Here is a 17,870-nt window from a genome sequence, read left to right on the forward strand (position 1 = left end):
CCTGGCGTCCGCAAAATGCTGCGGACGCCAGGACGCACGTGCGTTCCGTTTTTGTTATGGTAATCGACCGGACGCGATCTGACTACTGACCAATGACCAATGACCAATGACCAATGACCAATGACCAATGACTACTTTCTGCTATCAAGAGAAGCACCCAAAGCTTGAGACACCCAAACCTCAAAAGAACGCACCGGATATTTGCGAAGCGCATACCCAGCATCAACCATTGGCTCGACTAAAATAGTAAACATACCCAAACGATTGCCGGCCAAAACATCAGTAAAAAGTCGATCGCCCACCATCGCCACCTGTTCCACCGGCAAATTCATCGCCGTCACGGCTTTTCGCAACTTGCGGCGCGACGGCTTAGCCGCACCAGTGATGTAAGGTAGATTCAAAGACTCAGCAATTCGACCGATCCGAGTCTGACTTAAATTATTGCTCGCCAACCACAGCGATACTACGGGTTTAATTTCTTCCACCCACAGGCTGAGTTCAGGAGAAGCATTGATTGCTGTCATGGGAACGAGAGTTTCGTCCACATCCAACACTAATCCTTTAATATGATATTGCTGAAGAATATCTGCCGTTAAATTTACGACCGAATCGCCTAGAACTAAGTCGGGCTGTAGTAGTTTACCCCAAGTCATAATGATTTTAGATTTGAGATTTTAGATTTGAGATTGAGAAATAAGAAATGGGAACTTAAAGATTGAAAAAGTAAAAAATCAAAAGTGAATTATTCTGGCTTTTGCTTTGTAACTTTTGACTTTTTACTTTTGTATTAGTCATTGCCCATCTATTGACCCGATCGCACTTGCTGGTCAACTTGAGCGACAGCAGCATCGTGTTCTGCCTGAGTGCGGCTGAAAATGTGAGTGCCGTCGTATCGAGCCATAAAATACAGGTATTCTGTATTTTCAGGAGCCAGAGTCGCTTCCAGACTTGCTATTCCCGGAGCTGCGATCGGAGTTGGGGGCAGCCCTACATTCACATAAGTATTGTAGGGAGAAGGCGTTTCCACCTGCTTAAAAGTCAGAGGTTTCTCCTTCGTTTGTCTGATGCCGAGGGCGTATTCAACCGTCGGATCGGAACCCAACTTCATGCCCTTATTCAAGCGGCTGGTAAACACCCCAGCAATGCGATGGCGCTCCGCAGCAACCACAGCTTCTTTTTCCACAATACTCGCCAGCGTCACCCACTCTTTCAAAGAAAGCTTAGTGTTGTTCTGATTTTTTTGAAACACCGGCAAAGCTATCCGCTCGAAACGGCCGAGCATTTGTTTGATGACAGCTTCCGGGCTAACTGCATCGCCGTCTAGCTGATAAGTATCCGGGTACAAAAAACCTTCCAAATGAGGCAAGCCGCTCGGCAGCCAAGGGTATTGAGCGTAGGGAACTTGACTCGCCGCCGCGATAAAATCCTTAGCCGGGAAAAAACCTTGCGCTTCAAAATAAGCGCTCATTTGTTGCAGCGACCATCCTTCGGGAATCGTGAAACTCTGCTGTACGACTTCACCCTTCCAAATTTTCTCAGCAACCGCACTCAGAGGCTGAGTCGGCGACAGTTGGTAAGTTCCGGCTTTAAAACCTCCGTCGCGGTTTTGCAGAGTCAGCCAGCGGGCCCACATATTCCATGCTCCTGCCGATCGAATTAAGCCAGCGGCCTCTAAATCCTGCCCGATTTTTTGACTGGAAGTACCAGGGGGGATTTGGATAGAAACAGCAGCATCCTGTCCTGGGGAAGTTGACGTTTCAGCTATTTTGGGCGGCGCCGAAGCCCAGCTCCACCAAGCCCAGCCCTGCCAAGCGCCAACTCCCCAAATTGCCGGCAGCAACGCCAGATAAAACAACCATTTAGAGACTTTCCGAGGAGGTTTTCGGATCTCGCGCGCGCTGCCTTTTGTCAGTTGTTCTTTGTTCATAGTCCGTTGTCCTCGATCAGCGACGGTTAACTAACGACTAATGACTGATGATCTGCAATTGATGACCGAAAAGTTACGGATACCACCCTTTTTAAAGGCCCAATTCAACAGCCAGAGCTGACAGGGCAAAAGGCGCCATCTCGAAAAAGTTCGATCGACCGAGCAGTTGACTTTTTTATAAAATAGTCAAATATTCTGCTTTTTACCTCATGCCTTCTGCAATTACAGGTTGCAGGTCGATCGAGTACAGATCAGAGACCCATCAGGGCGGGCACGGCGTTGCACCGCCCCTACTCTAAACCAGTTTCTTTGTACTTCACAAGCCCAGCAAAACTGCAATTAATATCTAATCAAGCTCGTCAAAGAACTGGTCTTCCAGCATGGGCAACATCGGTTCTAGCCTTTGAAACTCTTCTTCCGAGAGCAATTCTGGCTTGCCGTCATCATTCATTCTCGCCAAGATAAAGAACGGATCGAGAGGCGTATAAATGGCATATTCCTGTTCTTCGTGATAGAAGCTCGTCAGCCACATCAGTTCCTCGAACTCCGACTCCTCATCGGGATCGGCATTAGGCTCCAAATCCTCGTCGGGAAATTCCGGCAATTCGCCAACCACTGTCAGTGTCACCGCCGTGCGCCGGAGTGTCAAGTTCTGCTCTTGCAGCACAACTCTAGCAGTATCAAAAATTTTGTCAATTTCCGTCTCGTCTTCTACAGGAATTGCTGCTTCGTCGGTATCGTCTCCGTGCCAAGTAAAAATTTCTACGGGAGAGTCGATCGGCAACAGCAAGGCGTATTCTTGACCTTCTAGGTTCATCGAATATTCTATGTTGCAAGTTAGCGATCGCCCAAGTTCATCCGTCAGGGTGACGGACGTTTCGTGGGAATTACCATTCTCTTTGCGGTATGGGGATGAGGACATCGCGTGTATCTTAATTTTCCGTCAATAATTCAGTAATCTTTGCTTGACAATTGGGGATTTTCGTGGCGATATTGGGCCTCTTCGGGCGATCGCCAGTCCACAAACTTAAACCGCGAGACTCGCGGCATTTTCCACAGGCGAGGAGTGCAGCGTTTAAATCTCAGCCGAGTTCGCAAGCGACACTGAGGACAAATCACAATTATGCGCTGCTTCAGTACCGAGGTTCTGGGGAATTTTTTCCCATGTGTCAACGCTTACAGGTGTGCGTAGCAAACTTGCACAACTAGGATATCACGCCTCTGTTACTACGGAAAAACTGAGTTGAAAGCCCCGTCCTTCTAGGGGGGCTTTAGCGTATAATTATTTTGATAGACAGGGCATTGTCTATTGGGCTAGGAAACGTAAGACGGGCGAAGCCTGCCGTTTCTGTTTGAATCCATACTCCGGGCGCGCAAACGCGCCCGGAGTATGTCAAAACCTATCGGGATTGGCAATTGCGCCGATCTTTTGCCGGCGATCGTCCAGCCACTGCTGCAAAATCAAGGCCGCTGCTTTGCGATCGATCAAACCCTTATTGCGCGACGGCGACATCCCTTGAGCTTGGATCAATTCCTCTGCGCCAACAGAAGTCAGGCGCTCGTCCGCGTATTCTAGGGGAAGATCTAAGGCGGCGGCGATGCGACTGGCATATTTCTGGACTTTTCGGGCTTGAGCGCCCACTTCTCCGTTGAGGGAGTAGGGTAGGCCAGCCACCAAAATTTGCACTCTTCGCTCTTCCACGATCGCCCTGAGATAAGCTACATCTCGATCGAAGGACGATCGTACCAGAGTAGTAATCCCCGTAGCGATTAAACCAGTCCCGTCACACCCGGCGATGCCGACTCGTTTGTTACCGATATCTAATCCCAGTGCGGAAATCCATAATTCGTTGGACATTAATCAATCGATTTTAGATTTTATATTTTGTTAGCGGAATTTTTTTTTAACGAACCGCGAAGACACGAAGAACGCGAAGGAAGAAGAGAAGAAGTTAAGTTTGTTAGGTTTGTAGTGAGGACTTCAGTCCGCATAAAGAAGAGGACTAAAGTCCTCACTACAAACTGTTAATTGAGAGGACATTATATCAGGAATTAAGTCCTATTCTTGGGTGTCGCCCTCTTGAGGCAACTCCGGCAAATAAGGAGGCAAAATGCTACCACTATCTGTTGCTGTCGATTCGGAATTTAAGCTATTCAAAGGGTTAACTCGATCGGCTTGATTTTTTCCTGAGTCCAACAAAAAGGGCTTGATCTCGGACGACGCGGGCCCTGTTGCGGCTTCTCCAGCCATCGGGCCGAGCCAGGACATCCGGCCCGGTACGGGTTTGCGAGTTGGCTGGAAGCTCTGCAACACTTCTGATAGTTGGAGTCCTTCGAGGGAGACTAACTTGGACTCGCGCAATTTGTGCCATACCGATCGCGACATCAGCAAGCTATGTTCCAAACGCACAGCTCCAAATTGCTCTAAATAAGCTTCCCGTTCCGGTTGATAGTCGGCGGAAGCTAGTTGCAGGCTTTGAACTGGGAAATCTTGAACGAGGCGCGCCATCTGGGACAGCAGTTCTGGATACAGCCAAGTGTAGGCCGGGTGCACTGTCAACTGGGCGACGTGGGGCTGTTGGCCGTTGCGGGATAGCTGCACCTGAAAATAGCCGATCGCAGCTTTGCGCTGGGGTTCAAAGACGTAGGCGCTGACTACCTCTGTTTTGCTCAGCCATTGTTTGACACCTTCAAATAAGGCGCCCAAAAAACTGGTTTTGAAGTCTTGAATGTGCCGATCGAATACTTGACGCACTAACGGGGGCATAGACGCGGTATCGAGTTGATATAGAAATTGAGCGTCGGCGTTGCTTACGGGCAGTAAATTGGGCAAATCTGGCGTCGAGTTGGCCATTTCTTGGAGGCGTTCGGGGGCGATCGACCAATAAGTCATCTGGGCCAACGGCTGAAACCCATTTTGCCGGTACAAAGCCAGGGAATTTTTATCGCCAACATTGACCTCTAGCAGCCAGGTGCGCGCCTCCCAGACAGCCTCGAAGCAGTACCGCATCAGCATCGAACCAATGCCTTTGCTGCGGGCTTCTGGGTCTACTCCGACGCGATCGATCCGCCAAGTGCTGCGGGTGCGGTTAAACGGAGAAATCTGAATTATCCCCTTAACTGTCCCCTCTTCTTCGGCAACATGGGCTCGAAACAGAGACTGACAAGGGTTGGGAAACAAACTAAACAGCTTTAGCAGTCCGTACCAGCGACGAATCTGCTGAAACTTTTTACCTAGTACCAAATCACAGCTTGCGCCCTTGCATTTTTCTGGTTGTTCGGCTGTTTCCGCGCACAGTTGTTCCATCGCCTCGATGTCGCGGTACTGAAACGGACGAATCACAACCTGGTTTTGGTTTTGGGAGGGAAATGAAGTCATATATAAATTCTCAAGTGAGGTATAAATTGATAATTAGTAATTGGTAATTGGTCATTTGTCATTTGTCATTTGTCATTTGTCATTGATTTGCTAGTCCCTCACGAAATTTGAGAACCGTAAGATAGAGAAATAGGATAGGAGACTATCATTGAAAATTAAATATCTTTAAGAAAGAGGAAGAGTTAGGTAAGTTTTTAGTTTTGACTGTGCGACTTGTGAATTCAAAACTTATAACTTTTAATTCTTCTCCCTTTCTTGGTGGATCTAAAGTTAAAAACTTTAAATCAATTTTTCGACTTTTTAATTTTCAATTGTCAGCTCAAGATTTTTGTGGCAGAGGTCGAATTAAAACAACTGGTGTTCGCTCATCAGCATTCCCGGCGGGGTTGCTGCGTAACGCTTGCTCTAAAAATGTTACCGATAAATCGGAGGTCGCTGCTAATATCTTAACTGCTTTTAAGTCATTAGCGTCTACGATCGCCGCCGCAAGTCCGGTTTCTCGTAGAATTTCCTCTACAACTTGCTGGGGATTGTCCGGGCCAAGCACGATAAATTGGTCGAAGGGAGGCAAAGTCCCGGTAACATCGTCGATCAGTCTGGCTTGTTCCCCTGCTAGTTGGTAAAATACTCCCGGTTTACCGAATACTTTTGCTACGGCGCCGATCGCAAATGCTGCGACTACACGCCAAGGCCCAACTACATCCACCAATGTCTGCATTCCGCAAGCCGTGGCCAAACTCGACATCGGTAAGAAAAACAAGCAGACGCGCTTGGCCGCCCATCCGGGCTTGACTTCGCTGGGATGGCGGTAACGTCCCTGCATCAAGGCTAGGGGAGTTTCTGCGAGGGCGACGATATCGCCTTTCTGGGCGCGCGGTAACACGTAACGCTTGACAATTTCGACGGGATTGTCGAGTTCGGCGAGGATGTGGGTGCGAATTGGGAAGACTTCTGCAACACCGACATTGCGGGCGGTGGGTACGGTGTCAGAGTTGGGAAATTGCAGGGGAACTACTACGTTGCGGACTCTGGGAATGCGCCCGCTTGGGCCGTAGGTGACGAAATGTATTTGCACCCAAGCTGACTGCAATTTGGTTAAATCTTGCCCTTGAATGTCTACGGAAACTTTGATTTTCGTAGTTTTTTGGGCTTTCACAATATACCCGAACCAGTAATCGTCTGCTCTTGCTGTGGCGTCTGTGTGACAAGGAATGACTTTTGTCTGAGCAGTAACGCCATCCAAACTTCCGTCTGATAGCAGTTTCACCTCTGCGCGCACATCTGGCAACATAATCTCGAACCGCTGTGTCAGATTGCGGAATTCCATTTCGCCAACCAAAAGATAGCGGTTGGGTTCGTTTATGGCTAAGTGCCATTCTCCGGCTGTAAGTTCTAGTTTATTTGCACTCCCAGTCCGGCGATAGTTCAACTCTAGGCCCAATCCGCCCAATGCTAGCAGCGAACCGGCTGCTGCGATTCCTGTTGCTAAAGTCTCAATCACTCAAATCACCGCCAATAATATTTTGTGTTTACTGTAGTCGATCTCGGGTACTTCGAGATCCGATCCGGTAGTAATTGGATTTGCTGGGGAAAGCTGGGGGCGATCGAATTTAGTGAATTTGGCGGGCTGTGGGGATGGGATGTGCGATCGCACTTGGGATGCAGCGAAGGTCGATCGACCTTCTCACCATCTACCCTGATTCGCTCATCTTAATTTCAAAAATAAGTTTTTGTCTCACCTATGAAACCTGTAAAAAATTGCACCTTGATGCTTGTAAAAATCGCCATTATCACAATATTCACTTCCCAACTCACTCAGAGTGTAAGCGCTCAATCCATCACAGACAAAAGCTGCGTTGCCGATATTGTCGGTGAAGATATTGGCTCACAAGTTAATATCAGGTCTGGTGCGGGAAGCATTTTTAGCGTTGTAGGCACAGTATCGGTAGGAAATTTAGTGATTGTCGCCAATGACGACCAAAATAAAAGTAGTGTCGTGTCTCCACTGGGCCGCAAAGATAGCGAAGGAAATGTCTGGTATTTGACTACAAGATTGAGAGCAAGTGAGTACAAAGGTTGGATCAAAGCAGACTTTTTGAGACTGAAATGTCCTAATCCCTAGATGAGGCGATAAACCAGAAACAAAGCACTCTACACGCACCCTCTCTTTGATTGTACTTTAAATATACGATCGCCCAAACAACTCGCGATCGCATTTATCTAAGTCTATAGCAGTCCGTTCATCAGTTGTGTAATTCTTGTAGGGGCAACCCCCCGTGGTTGCCCTCTTTATGCTGGGGGTAGGCCCGCACCATCCACTACCCCTACATATGTACAAATCATTTAGGATTGCTATATTTACTTAAGTATTCGCAGCAAAATCAAGTATCCATTTAGTGAAGCCCCTACGAGAATCCCCTGATATAGCGTTTTTCAGTTGAGATATCGGTAAAGACACGGCAGTAATGTTTCTAAAGCTGTATTGGAGTCGATTGATAACTGCTATGGAAGTGCGGCTGTCTGTGCGGGCGAGATATTAAATTAACAATACAAAATTCTTGCTTCAATCATTTTTGGGTTAATATCGATACATAAACACAAATTAGGCGATTCCAAGATCAAGGCGATCGCCCGCTCAATATTTATAACAAAAAATAGCTCGATTAAGTGTAGTTGAGCAAAAACGAATACCCGTCTCGCTGCAATCGTGAATTGCCATATGTCACCATCCCAGCCGTCAATATTTAAGAAACTGATTGGTAATGCGCCGCTGCGAACCGTTTTGATTGTCCCGTTCGTGCTACAAATCATCGGTGCAGTCGGCATTGTTGGCTACTTATCCTTCCGCAACGGACAGAAAGCCATCAATGATTTGGCCTCTCAACTCCAAACTGAAGTCAGCAGCCGCATTACCCAGCATCTAAACAGCCAACTCAACACAGCGCGCCATCTTGCAGAAGTCAACGGTGATGCTGTCGATCTCGGATTGCTAGACTACAACAATTCACAACAACTCGGACAGTTTTTTTGGCAGCAGTTGCAACAGTATAATGTTGGCTATATTGGCTTTGCTTTTACATCAGGTGATTTTGCAGGCGCTGGGCATTTTTTTGACGACAATCGCGTTACGGTTGATGAAGTTTCTCAAGCGCGGAATGCAAACCGGAATTGGTATATTTTCAATACAGATAAAGAGGGAAATCGCACAACTATTGCTATTGATAATGGAGTGTACATCGCCAAAAAAGAAGGGTGGTACGCGCAGACAGCCCTAGCAGGAAAACCTACATGGAACGTTTATCAATGGGACTCTCCACCTTACACGCTTTCTGTTTCGGCAAACAGACCTGTATACGATAAAAACAAACAATTAATCGGGGTAATAGGAGTTGACCAACGGCTCACACAAATTAGCGATTTCTTGCGTCAGTTAAACGTTAGCCGTTCCGGTAGAATCTTCATCATCGAACGCAGCGGACTGATTGTTGCCTCTTCCAGTTCAGAGAAACCTTTCACAATTGTTAACAAAAAAGCACAGCGACTAACCGCTATTAGCAGCAGCGATCCGTTAATTGCCAATACCGCTCAGTACCTGAAGAATCGCTTTCAGAATTTTAACAAAATTCAACAAAGTCAGCAGATTGAGTTTATCTCGGAAGGTCAGCGTCAGTTTGTCCAAGTTTTACCCTGGAAAGATGAGTGGGGATTGGATTGGTTGGTAGTTGTTGTGGTTCCTGAATCGGATTTCATGGGGCAAATTAATGCCAATACCCGCACCACGATTCTATTTTGCATCGGCGCCTTAATTGTGGCTACGATTGTGGGTTTTTACACTTCTCGCTTGATTGCTGAGCCGATCGCACAATTGAGCATAGCATCAAAGGATCTCGCCTCGGGGAAGTTCGATCGCACTTTGGAAGTCTCCGGGAAGAATGAACTGGGCGTGCTGACTCAATCCTTCAACGACATGGCGCAGCAACTGCGCGACTCTTTTACAGCCCTCGAAAATACCAACGCGGAACTCGAACAGCGCGTCGAAGAGCGCACCGTCGAACTCAAAATCGCTAAAGAAATGGCAGACGGCGCCAACCGCGCTAAAAGCGAATTTTTGGCTAACATGAGTCACGAATTGCGAACTCCCCTCAATGGGATTTTAGGATACGCACAAATTCTCCAGCGCAGCGAACCGATGACCAAAAAAGGGCGCGGTGGCGTTGATATCATTTATCAGTGCGGTTCGCACCTGCTAACGCTGATTAATGATGTGTTGGATTTGTCGAAAATTGAAGCCCGAAAACTCGAACTGCATCCCACTGCTTTTCACCTACCTTCATTTCTCCAAGGTGTTGCCGAAATCTGCATGATTCGCGCCCAGGAAAAAGCAATTACTTTTGATTTAAAAATAGATACGGAACTCCCTACCGGGGTTTGTGGTGATGAGAAACGTTTGCGCCAAGTGCTGCTGAATTTGCTTGGCAATGCGATTAAGTTTACGGAACAAGGTGGAGTTGTTTTTCAGGTAGATGCCATCAATAATGCTGAGTTAGCGGATGTAAATCAGTTGGATAATCCAACTCCAACTTTATACAAGATTCGCTTCCGAGTCGAAGATACGGGCCCGGGAATGACACCAGCACAAGTTCAGAAAATCTTTCTGCCTTTTGAGCAAGTAGGTGATGTGAAAAAACAATCGGAAGGCACCGGATTGGGACTCGCGATCAGTCAAAAGATTGTGGGTTTGATGCAGAGTGAAATTGCGATCGACAGCCGTGCGGGATTTGGCAGTATTTTTTCCTTTGAAGTCGCACTCCCCGAGGCTCTGGATTGGGCTGATAGTTCGAGAATCGTCGAACAGAGGGCTGTTTTGGGTTACGAAGGCGAAAAACGCAAAATTCTCGTGGTGGATGACAGGTGGGAAAATCGGGCGGTACTGGTAAACTTGCTGGAACCGATCGGCTTTGAGATGATTGAGGCTGCTGATGGTAAGGAAGGACTCGATCGCGCTTTAGCCACTAAACCCGATTTGATCCTCACCGATTTATCCATGCCGGTGATGGACGGATTCGAGTTTTTGGAGCAAATCCGCGCTCATCCTCAACTGCGAGATGCGATCGTGCTAGTGTCATCTGCAAGCGTGTTTGAGATCGATCGCCAAAAGAGCTTGGATGCAGGCGGGAGTGATTTTTTGCCGAAACCAGTGCAAGCAGATTTGTTGCTGGGCTTACTTCAAAAATACTTGCAACTCGAGTGGGTGTATGGCGACACAGTAGATGCGGGCAAAAAAGGGCAAAATGCGATCGCCCGGCCAAACGAAATGCAGATTCCGGCGATCGAGATTTTGCATTTGTTACACGAACAAGCTCAAGCTGGGGATTTAGACGCGGTAATCGAGATTGCGGAAGAGATTCAAACAGCCAATCCCGAACACGCGATTTTTGCAACTAAAATAATCGTTTTAGCAGAAGGATTTCAGGTAAAAGAACTGCGGGCATTGATTGAGGAGCATTTATTACAAGCGTAAGGAAAAATATCATGATTGAATCAGATAAAAGATTTATTTTGATAGTAGATGACAGTTCCACTAATTTGTCTGTGCTGTCCCAGGCATTAAAAACAGCAGGTTACAAAGTGCGAGTAGCAGTGGAAGGCGAATCGGCGCTGGCGATGCTGGAAAAATGTGCGATCGATCCCACAAAAAATCCTTTCCCGGAACTCATATTGCTAGACGTGCAAATGCCGGGAATCGACGGCTTTGAAACCTGTAGCAGAATTAAATCCAACCCCGCGACAAAGACAATTCCAGTCATTTTTATGACGGCCTTAGCAGATGCCGAAAGCAAGATTAAGGGCTTGTCATTAGGTGCAGTGGATTATATCACCAAACCTTTTGAACAAGACGAAGTAATTGCCCGAGTTAACATTCACTGGCAACTCAAACAGTTGACTGACAATTTGGAACAGCAAGTTACACAACGCACCTGTGCATTGCAAGAAGCCCAAGTCAAGGTAGTGCAGCAAGAAAAACTATCCGCCCTGGGGCAACTGGTTGCCGGAGTCGCCCATGAAATCAACAACCCGCTGAGTTTTATGCTCAGCAACATTGCACCGGCGAAGGAATATCTGGCTGAGATTACAGAAGTTCTTAGCTTATATAAAAAACACTACCCTGCTCCTGCATCAGATATCGCTATCAAGATTGAAGATATTGATTTGGAGTTTGTGATCGAAGATTTTTCTCACCTCTTGGATTCAATGGAAATAGGCACTGAACGGATTAAAGATATTTCGCTGTCGCTGCGGAACTTTGCCCGTGCGGATGGAGATACTGCTAGTGCGATCGATCTGCATGAGACTATAGATAGTACGCTGCTGCTATTAAAACACCGACTGAAGGATCGAGGATCTCGCCCGGTGATTGAAATTATCAAAAACTACAGTGATTTGCCCGCGATTAAGTGCTATCCGGGCCCGATGAATCAAGTGTTTATGAATTTGTTGGCAAATGCGATCGATGCTGTGGAGGATGCTTGGGAAAAAGACCAACGTCCTCTGACAATTACTATTAGTACGGAAGTTTTGACCGAAAGTGCGATCGTCCGAATTGCGGATAACGGGTTGGGAATGACGGATGAGATTCAACAACATTTGTTTGAACCTCTGTTTACCACAAAAGCGGTGGGTAAAGGCACTGGGCTGGGATTGTCGATTGCTAAGCAGATTGTGAGTGATAAGCACGGCGGTCAATTGTTCTGCAAGTCTACGGTGGGTGAGGGAACCGAATTTGCGATCGAACTTCCTATTTAATTTTAATATTATTTTGACTCCAACAAACGCGATAAAATAGGTTCGTAGTGAGGACTTTAGTCCTTCTTTATGCGGACTAAAGTCCTCACTACGAACCCTGAATTAATAGCTAATTTGCAAAGTCACAGAAGCATCTACCTGCTCTTCTCCTCCCACCACGGGCGTTGTAGCATTAGCATCAGCGCGAGCAGCAAACTGCCGGTACACAGGAGGCCGTGCGCTCGCACCGTTGACTTGAATTCCGAGAATCTCTCCCCGCTTGAGGTTAAGCGCGCTCAGGACTGCATCTGCTTGCGATTGAGCATCTTGAGTGGCTTTTTTGAGTGCTTGTTTTTGAGCTTGGGCGATCGCACTTTCGGTAGCAACAAAACTCACACCTTGAATTCGGGTTGCTCCGGCTGTTACCGCATCGTCGAGCAAAGTGCCAGCAGAGCCAGTATTGATGCGAAAACTGACGGTATTTGTAGCAGTATACCCGATTATGCGCTGCTGGTTGCTTCCGTCGCTGTAATTTGGGTTGAGGGTGATACCGGCGGTTTCGAGTTTTTCGACTTGGCGCGATCGCAGCAATTCTACCACAGCGGACGATCGCCTCGCCGCTTCCTGCTGCACCTCGGCTGCCGTTTTTCCCTGCACCTCAACCCCCAAATGCACGAAAGTTTGAGTAGTGGGAATTGTTTCTATCCCGCGCCCAGTAACTGTTAGCGTTCTGATCCGCTGTTCTTGAGCCTGTACCGGATCTAATCCCGCGAAACTAACGAGTGTTAAGGTTAAACACAACGCTGTTATCAGGTTGGGGAAATTGATTCTAGTATTGCGTTGCAAATTTGAATTCATAAATTCGATGCTCCTCACATACAACAGATGATATACTTGACCTTCGCACTGGAATTGCTAAAGATTCAGCCTGTTACGTTTTTAGCAACTAAAAAATTTAGTCATTTGTCATTTGTCATTTGTCATTTGTTATTTGTCATTTGTTTTTATATGCAATCTTTGAAACAAGCTGCCCGCCAACTCAAAAAAGAAACTTACGCTGTTTATTTAGCCAGTAGAGACCAGAGAGTACCTTGGTACGCGAGAGTTTTAGCAGGTGTTACAGTTGCTTATGCCTTTAGCCCGATCGACTTAATTCCAGACTTCATCCCAATTCTCGGCTACTTAGACGATTTGATAATTGTACCATTAGGAATTTGGCTGATATTGAAGATGATTCCGCCACAGGTTTTAGCCGAATGTCGGGAAAAAGCAGCCGCAGAAATAGAGCGAGGAAAACCGATAAATCGGACAGCCGCCGCTGTAATTATCGCCATCTGGATAGGTTTCGGAATATTAGCAGCCATTTTCCTAAAACAAATATTGAAACGTTAAAAAACTCAAACTGAATAAGGTTCGTAGTGAGGACTTCAGTCCGCTCCAAACGTTTCGCAGTGAAGACTTCAGTCCGCTCTCCAGTTTCTAATCAAATCAGGACTAAAGTCCCGACTACAAACAAAAAAAAATGCAGATAATTAACTTAAACTGATATTATATTGTAGGGCGATCGCGCCTGACCTTAAAAAAACTCCCTGTATCAAACACTAAGTATTATTTATCCTTTAAAAAAATCCAACAACTAACTATCCAGCTATGACTCAAACTACCGATTACCTCAGCCACCTCAACCCATCCCAGCGCCAAGCAGTCGTCCATTACAACGGGCCGCTGTTAGTAGTAGCAGGCGCCGGTTCCGGGAAAACGCGGGCTCTAACTTACCGTGTAGCTAACTTAGTTCGCACCAACCGAGTCGATCCTGAAAATATTCTGGCGGTGACATTTACCAACAAAGCCGCTAGGGAGATGAAAGAAAGAATTGAGAAATTGCTGGCGAGTCAGCAAGCTGAAGCGGAATATGGCAAACCTTTGGCAGATTTAGCGCCGGAAATACAGACTTCATTGCGATCGCAAATTTACCACAGAATTACCAAACAGATTTGGATGGGGACTTTCCACTCTCTGTGCGGCCGAATTCTCCGCTACGACATTGAGAAATATCAAGACGAAAAAGGCCGCCAGTGGAAGAAGAATTTTTCGATTTTTGACGAGTCAGATGCTCAAACTCTCGTCAAACAAATCGTCACCAAAGTCCTCAACCTCGACGATAAGAAATTTGACCCGCGAAAAGTGCGCTATGTCATCAGCAATGCTAAAAATAAAGGTTGGTCGCCTCAAGAATTCCTCGCAGCCGAACCGGATTATAGAGGGCGCGTAATTGCCGATGTTTACAGCCGCTACCAAGATGCTTTAGCAGCTAACAACGGCTTAGATTTTGATGATTTAATTCTGGTTCCAGTGAAACTTCTGCGCCAAAACGAGCAAGTCTTAAATTATTGGCATCACAAGTTTCGACATATTTTAGTAGACGAATATCAAGATACCAACCGCACTCAATACGATTTGATTCGGATGTTAGTCACGAATAATGTTGACCCGAAAGAGTTTGATAAATGGCAAAACCGCTCGATTTTTGTGGTGGGCGATGTGGATCAATCAATTTACAGTTTTCGGATGGCAGATTATACCATCTTGCTGGAATTTCAAGAGGATTTCGGCGACAGCTTATCTGATGAAAAAACCCAGACGATGGTAAAATTAGAGGAGAATTATCGATCGCGCGAAAACATCCTCGAACTCGCCAACCACTTGATCGAACACAATACCGAACGCATCGAGAAGGTGCTGCGCCCGACTCGCGAACCCGGAGCTCCGGTTGTTGTCTGGCGCGCTGACAACGAGTTAGATGAAGGGGAATTTGTGGCTGGTCAGATTCAATCCTTGAAGCGCCAAAACTCGGAATACGAACACGGCAGTAACTTTGCGATTCTCTACCGCACCAACGCTCAATCTCGCTCCTTTGAAGAAGCGTTAATGTACTTGGATATTCCCTACAATATCGTCGGCGGCCTAAAGTTTTACGATCGCAAAGAAATCAAAGATATCCTAGCATACCTGCGGACGATCGCCAATCCCGACGATAGCGTCAGCCTCAAACGCATCATCAACACTCCCCGCCGCGGCATTGGCGACACCACATTTGGTAAAATCGAAGAGGCTGCAACTCAGTTAGGGATTCCGTTGTGGGAAATTCTCAGCGATGAGTCTTCTGTAAATACTCTCGCAGGGCGATCGGCAAAAGCTATCATTAAGTTTGCCGCGATGATTAGTCATTGGCAACAAAAACTTGAAACCACATCCGCGTCGCAAATTGTCCAAGGAATTATCGAAGATTCTGGTTACATTGACGATTTGAAAAACCAAGGAACCGAAGAAGCCGAAAACCGGATCGAAAACGTGCGAGAATTGTACAACGCGGTAATCCAATTTGAAGAACAAAACGAAGAACCGACGCTGACATCATTTTTAGCCAAAGCATCTTTAGCCTCCGATTTAGACGACTTGAAAGAAGACGATTCGCGCGTGTCGCTGATGACGCTGCACTCCGCCAAAGGGTTAGAATTTCCCGTAGTATTTCTAGTCGGAATGGAACAAGGTTTATTTCCCAATTTCCGCAGTTTAGATGACCCGAAAGCTATTGAAGAAGAACGCCGTTTGTGCTACGTCGGCATCACTCGCGCCCAGGAATTGCTATTTTTGACTCACACTCGCGAACGCCGCCTCTGGGGAGGATATCGCGAACACTGCACGCCTTCGCTATTCTTGGGAGAATTACCCACACATTTGTTAGCTGGAAGTGCGAAAAAAACTAAGACGACTAAAACGGCTGCATCCAGTGGAAAAACCAATAACTCAACAGCTAATTCCGGGAGTTCTCCAGCAGAATGGAAAGCTGGCGAACGGGTTTTTCATCATGCTTTTGGAGTCGGAGAAATTACCCACGTTTTGGGAGTGGGTGATAAAACTAATCTAGCAATTAAGTTTTCGGGTTTGGGCCGCAAAATCATCGATCCGAGGACTGCTAAGTTGCAGCGAGTTTAATAGCTTGGTTTGTAGTAAGGACTTTAGTCCTCATCTATCAAAGGACTAAAGTCCTCACTACAAACGTTAGTTTTTGTAGACGCGGTTTCAAGCTCCATCTTATCTTAAAGGAAATCCGGCTTTAAAAATCTGTTCAGCAGTCAAGTTCAACTCTGGAAAAGCCAGTGATTCCACCCGTGAATCGCCCTGAAACTGCTTAACCTGATACTCCCCATCTACCAATTGATAAACCGAGAGAGTTGGTTGTTTGGGATTACCGATGAATTGGCGGCCGCCTAAACCGAGATAGTCTACAATCCAGTATTCAGGGATGCCCATTTCCTCATAGTCGGAAGCTTTCAAAAAATAATCATCTCGCCAGTTCGTACTGACAACTTCTACAGCCAGTCGCACCGAATTACCCATTGTGATGATGGATTCTTTTTTCCAGCGCGGTTCATTGATGAGTGCAGATCGGTCTAGAATAATTACATCTGGCTGATAGCCTGACTCGTTGCGGACGGGTTTAAGTAAGCAGTCACCGGGAATGGAGTAGGATAATTGCAGTCGTCTGATTTCAAAATTAATTTCGCCGGATATAAAGCCCGTCACGTCAGAATGGTCGCCAGTTCCTAAAGGCATTTCGAGAATAACTCCATTGCGTAGTTCATAGCGGTGGACAGAGTTCTCTGGATACCAGGTAACGAACTCGTCAAACGTGACTGTTTTGGCTCTTTTTTTGGTTTGGATCACGATTTCTCCTTTGTTAAACTCCAGTCGATCGCATATTAAAATTTTTAGTGTGGATGGTGCGCGATAATTAGCATTATATCCCGAGCGCACTTAAAATTATCTGCGTTTATCTGTGTTTATCTGCCATAAATCTGCGGTCAATCCGATCGCACTTCGCATCGCCAACAGCGCCACCCCGTAAGCAGCCGCAGTCTGAACAGGCGTTTCAACAGGCATTTTTAAATAACGCTTTCTGATCGCACTCCAAACCAGATTTTTAGCGCCACCGCCAGCAGTATAAACCTTTGTCAAAGGAGTCGCGCCCAACTCCTGCAATAATTGATATCCCCGCGCCTCAATCCGCGCGATACTTTCTAGCAAACCATGCAGAAATTCCACAGAATCAGTCGGACGCGGTTCGAGTGTTGGCGGCAAATTCGGGTCATTAACTGGAAAGCGATCGCCCTTTTGCAATAATGGGTAATAATTCAGCAAACTCTCTTGCTCTGGATTGATTTGTGTGCTATAATCTTCTAACTCAGCATCCGTAAAAAAGTGCCGCAACACCGCACCTCCGGTATTAGAAGCGCCTCCAACTAACCACAGATCCCCCCCTGCCCCCCCTTCAAAAGGGAGGGTAAAACGATGACTGTAAATGCCGTATCTCGAATCATCAACGCGGGTATGACTTAACAGTTTCACGGCTAAAGTTGAACCGAGAGAAGTTACAGCTTCCCCTGGTGAATTGACACCGCTGGCTAAAAATGCTGCAATGCTATCTGTTGTACCAGCATACACTGTACAATCTGGGGGAAACCCGAAGCGATCGCCCAATTCCACTCTAACTTTCCCTACAGGCGTACCCGGTGCAACAACTTGCGGCAATTTAGGCGTTACGGCGCCCGCAATTCCCTCTATCAGCCAATTCGGATAGCACAAATTACCAACATCAAAACCGAGTTTTAAAGCATTATGATAGTCGCTAATTCCTAATTTTCCGTGTAGCAGAAACCCCAGCCAATCGGCTTGATGCAGGAAAACCGTAGGGGCGGTGCCCCCGTGCCCGCCCTCTGC

The 17,870-nt window shown here is 46.7% G+C and carries 16 protein-coding genes; 6 read left to right on the forward strand and 10 right to left on the reverse strand.

Annotated features, from left to right (window positions below; all coding sequences use genetic code 11):
* Positions 1-131: 131 nt before the first annotated feature.
* The 7 genes from QUB64_RS32150 to QUB64_RS32180 form a co-directional block, all read right to left on the reverse strand.
* Positions 132-653, reverse strand: a complete 522-nt coding sequence (locus tag QUB64_RS32150; protein WP_333266789.1) for a YqeG family HAD IIIA-type phosphatase — start codon at positions 651-653, stop codon at positions 132-134.
* Positions 654-802: 149 nt separating this feature from the next.
* Positions 803-1,927: an endolytic transglycosylase MltG gene (gene mltG, locus QUB64_RS32155; RefSeq protein ID WP_333266787.1), complete on the reverse strand. Its 1,125-nt coding sequence runs from the start codon at positions 1,925-1,927 to the stop codon at positions 803-805.
* A 346-nt stretch (positions 1,928-2,273) separates the two neighbouring features.
* Positions 2,274-2,849, reverse strand: a complete 576-nt coding sequence (locus QUB64_RS32160) for a DUF3727 domain-containing protein (protein ID WP_333266785.1) — start codon at positions 2,847-2,849, stop codon at positions 2,274-2,276.
* A gap of 29 nt (positions 2,850-2,878) precedes the next feature.
* The gene (locus tag QUB64_RS32165; RefSeq protein ID WP_333266783.1) at positions 2,879-3,100 is read right to left on the reverse strand and encodes a hypothetical protein; all 222 of its coding nucleotides are present in this window, start codon (positions 3,098-3,100) and stop codon (positions 2,879-2,881) included.
* A 220-nt stretch (positions 3,101-3,320) separates the two neighbouring features.
* Entirely contained in the window at positions 3,321-3,785 is a 465-nt protein-coding gene (ruvX, locus tag QUB64_RS32170) for a Holliday junction resolvase RuvX (protein WP_333266781.1), read from the reverse strand.
* Between the two features lie 201 nt (positions 3,786-3,986).
* The gene (locus QUB64_RS32175) at positions 3,987-5,306 is read right to left on the reverse strand and encodes a GNAT family N-acetyltransferase (RefSeq protein ID WP_333266779.1); all 1,320 of its coding nucleotides are present in this window, start codon (positions 5,304-5,306) and stop codon (positions 3,987-3,989) included.
* Positions 5,307-5,625: 319 nt separating this feature from the next.
* A complete protein-coding gene (locus tag QUB64_RS32180; RefSeq protein WP_333266777.1) occupies positions 5,626-6,807 on the reverse strand; it encodes a F420-0:Gamma-glutamyl ligase in 1,182 nt (393 codons plus the stop codon).
* Positions 6,808-6,831: 24 nt separating this feature from the next.
* Between QUB64_RS32180 and QUB64_RS32185 the strand changes: the two genes are divergently transcribed.
* The 4 genes from QUB64_RS32185 (at position 6,832) to QUB64_RS32200 (ending at position 12,110) form a co-directional block, all read left to right on the forward strand.
* Entirely contained in the window at positions 6,832-7,020 is a 189-nt protein-coding gene (locus tag QUB64_RS32185; protein ID WP_333266776.1) for a hypothetical protein, read from the forward strand.
* A 54-nt stretch (positions 7,021-7,074) separates the two neighbouring features.
* On the forward strand, positions 7,075-7,428 hold the full coding sequence (locus QUB64_RS32190) for an SH3 domain-containing protein (protein WP_333266774.1): 354 nt from the start codon (positions 7,075-7,077) through the stop codon (positions 7,426-7,428).
* 597 nt (positions 7,429-8,025) lie between these two features.
* Positions 8,026-10,827, forward strand: coding sequence for a hybrid sensor histidine kinase/response regulator (locus QUB64_RS32195; protein WP_333266772.1), 2,802 nt, complete (start codon positions 8,026-8,028; stop codon positions 10,825-10,827).
* Positions 10,828-10,838: 11 nt separating this feature from the next.
* Positions 10,839-12,110: a hybrid sensor histidine kinase/response regulator gene (locus QUB64_RS32200; protein ID WP_333266770.1), complete on the forward strand. Its 1,272-nt coding sequence runs from the start codon at positions 10,839-10,841 to the stop codon at positions 12,108-12,110.
* Between the two features lie 102 nt (positions 12,111-12,212).
* Here QUB64_RS32200 and QUB64_RS32205 read toward each other — a convergent pair whose 3' ends face one another.
* A complete protein-coding gene (locus QUB64_RS32205; protein ID WP_333266768.1) occupies positions 12,213-12,947 on the reverse strand; it encodes an SIMPL domain-containing protein in 735 nt (244 codons plus the stop codon).
* Between the two features lie 150 nt (positions 12,948-13,097).
* Here QUB64_RS32205 and QUB64_RS32210 point away from each other — a divergent pair, with 150 nt between their 5' ends.
* Both QUB64_RS32210 and pcrA read left to right on the forward strand, forming a co-directional pair.
* The gene (locus tag QUB64_RS32210; protein WP_333325122.1) at positions 13,098-13,481 is read left to right on the forward strand and encodes a YkvA family protein; all 384 of its coding nucleotides are present in this window, start codon (positions 13,098-13,100) and stop codon (positions 13,479-13,481) included.
* Between the two features lie 258 nt (positions 13,482-13,739).
* Positions 13,740-16,085, forward strand: a complete 2,346-nt coding sequence (gene pcrA, locus QUB64_RS32215; protein WP_333266764.1) for a DNA helicase PcrA — start codon at positions 13,740-13,742, stop codon at positions 16,083-16,085.
* 99 nt (positions 16,086-16,184) lie between these two features.
* On the opposite strand, the gene QUB64_RS32220 is transcribed toward pcrA, so the two are convergent.
* Both QUB64_RS32220 and QUB64_RS32225 read right to left on the reverse strand, forming a co-directional pair.
* Positions 16,185-16,817 carry a Uma2 family endonuclease gene (locus tag QUB64_RS32220; RefSeq protein WP_333266762.1) on the reverse strand — a complete coding sequence of 211 codons (633 nt, stop codon included), beginning with the start codon at positions 16,815-16,817 and terminating at the stop codon, positions 16,185-16,187.
* A gap of 96 nt (positions 16,818-16,913) precedes the next feature.
* Positions 16,914-17,870: FGGY-family carbohydrate kinase (locus QUB64_RS32225; RefSeq protein WP_333394336.1), on the reverse strand; the 957-nt coding region annotated here is incomplete at its 5' end.

Origin of the sequence: Microcoleus sp. Aus8_D2, from assembly GCF_036702665.1 — a bacterium.
Taxonomy (GTDB): Bacteria; Cyanobacteriota; Cyanobacteriia; order Cyanobacteriales; family Microcoleaceae; genus Microcoleus.

What these genes read in the sequence shown, in the direction of transcription:
- QUB64_RS32150 (WP_333266789.1), bottom strand. Translation starts at nt 653, where the DNA reads ATGACTTGGGGTAAACTACTACAGCCCGACTTAGTTCTAGGCGATTCG.
- mltG (WP_333266787.1), bottom strand. Translation starts at nt 1,927, where the DNA reads ATGAACAAAGAACAACTGACAAAAGGCAGCGCGCGCGAGATCCGAAAA.
- QUB64_RS32160 (WP_333266785.1), bottom strand. Translation starts at nt 2,849, where the DNA reads ATGTCCTCATCCCCATACCGCAAAGAGAATGGTAATTCCCACGAAACG.
- ruvX (WP_333266781.1), bottom strand. Translation starts at nt 3,785, where the DNA reads ATGTCCAACGAATTATGGATTTCCGCACTGGGATTAGATATCGGTAAC.
- QUB64_RS32175 (WP_333266779.1), bottom strand. Translation starts at nt 5,306, where the DNA reads ATGACTTCATTTCCCTCCCAAAACCAAAACCAGGTTGTGATTCGTCCG.
- QUB64_RS32190 (WP_333266774.1), top strand. Translation starts at nt 7,075, where the DNA reads ATGCTTGTAAAAATCGCCATTATCACAATATTCACTTCCCAACTCACT.
- QUB64_RS32195 (WP_333266772.1), top strand. Translation starts at nt 8,026, where the DNA reads ATGTCACCATCCCAGCCGTCAATATTTAAGAAACTGATTGGTAATGCG.
- QUB64_RS32200 (WP_333266770.1), top strand. Translation starts at nt 10,839, where the DNA reads ATGATTGAATCAGATAAAAGATTTATTTTGATAGTAGATGACAGTTCC.
- QUB64_RS32205 (WP_333266768.1), bottom strand. Translation starts at nt 12,947, where the DNA reads ATGAATTCAAATTTGCAACGCAATACTAGAATCAATTTCCCCAACCTG.
- QUB64_RS32210 (WP_333325122.1), top strand. Translation starts at nt 13,098, where the DNA reads ATGCAATCTTTGAAACAAGCTGCCCGCCAACTCAAAAAAGAAACTTAC.
- pcrA (WP_333266764.1), top strand. Translation starts at nt 13,740, where the DNA reads ATGACTCAAACTACCGATTACCTCAGCCACCTCAACCCATCCCAGCGC.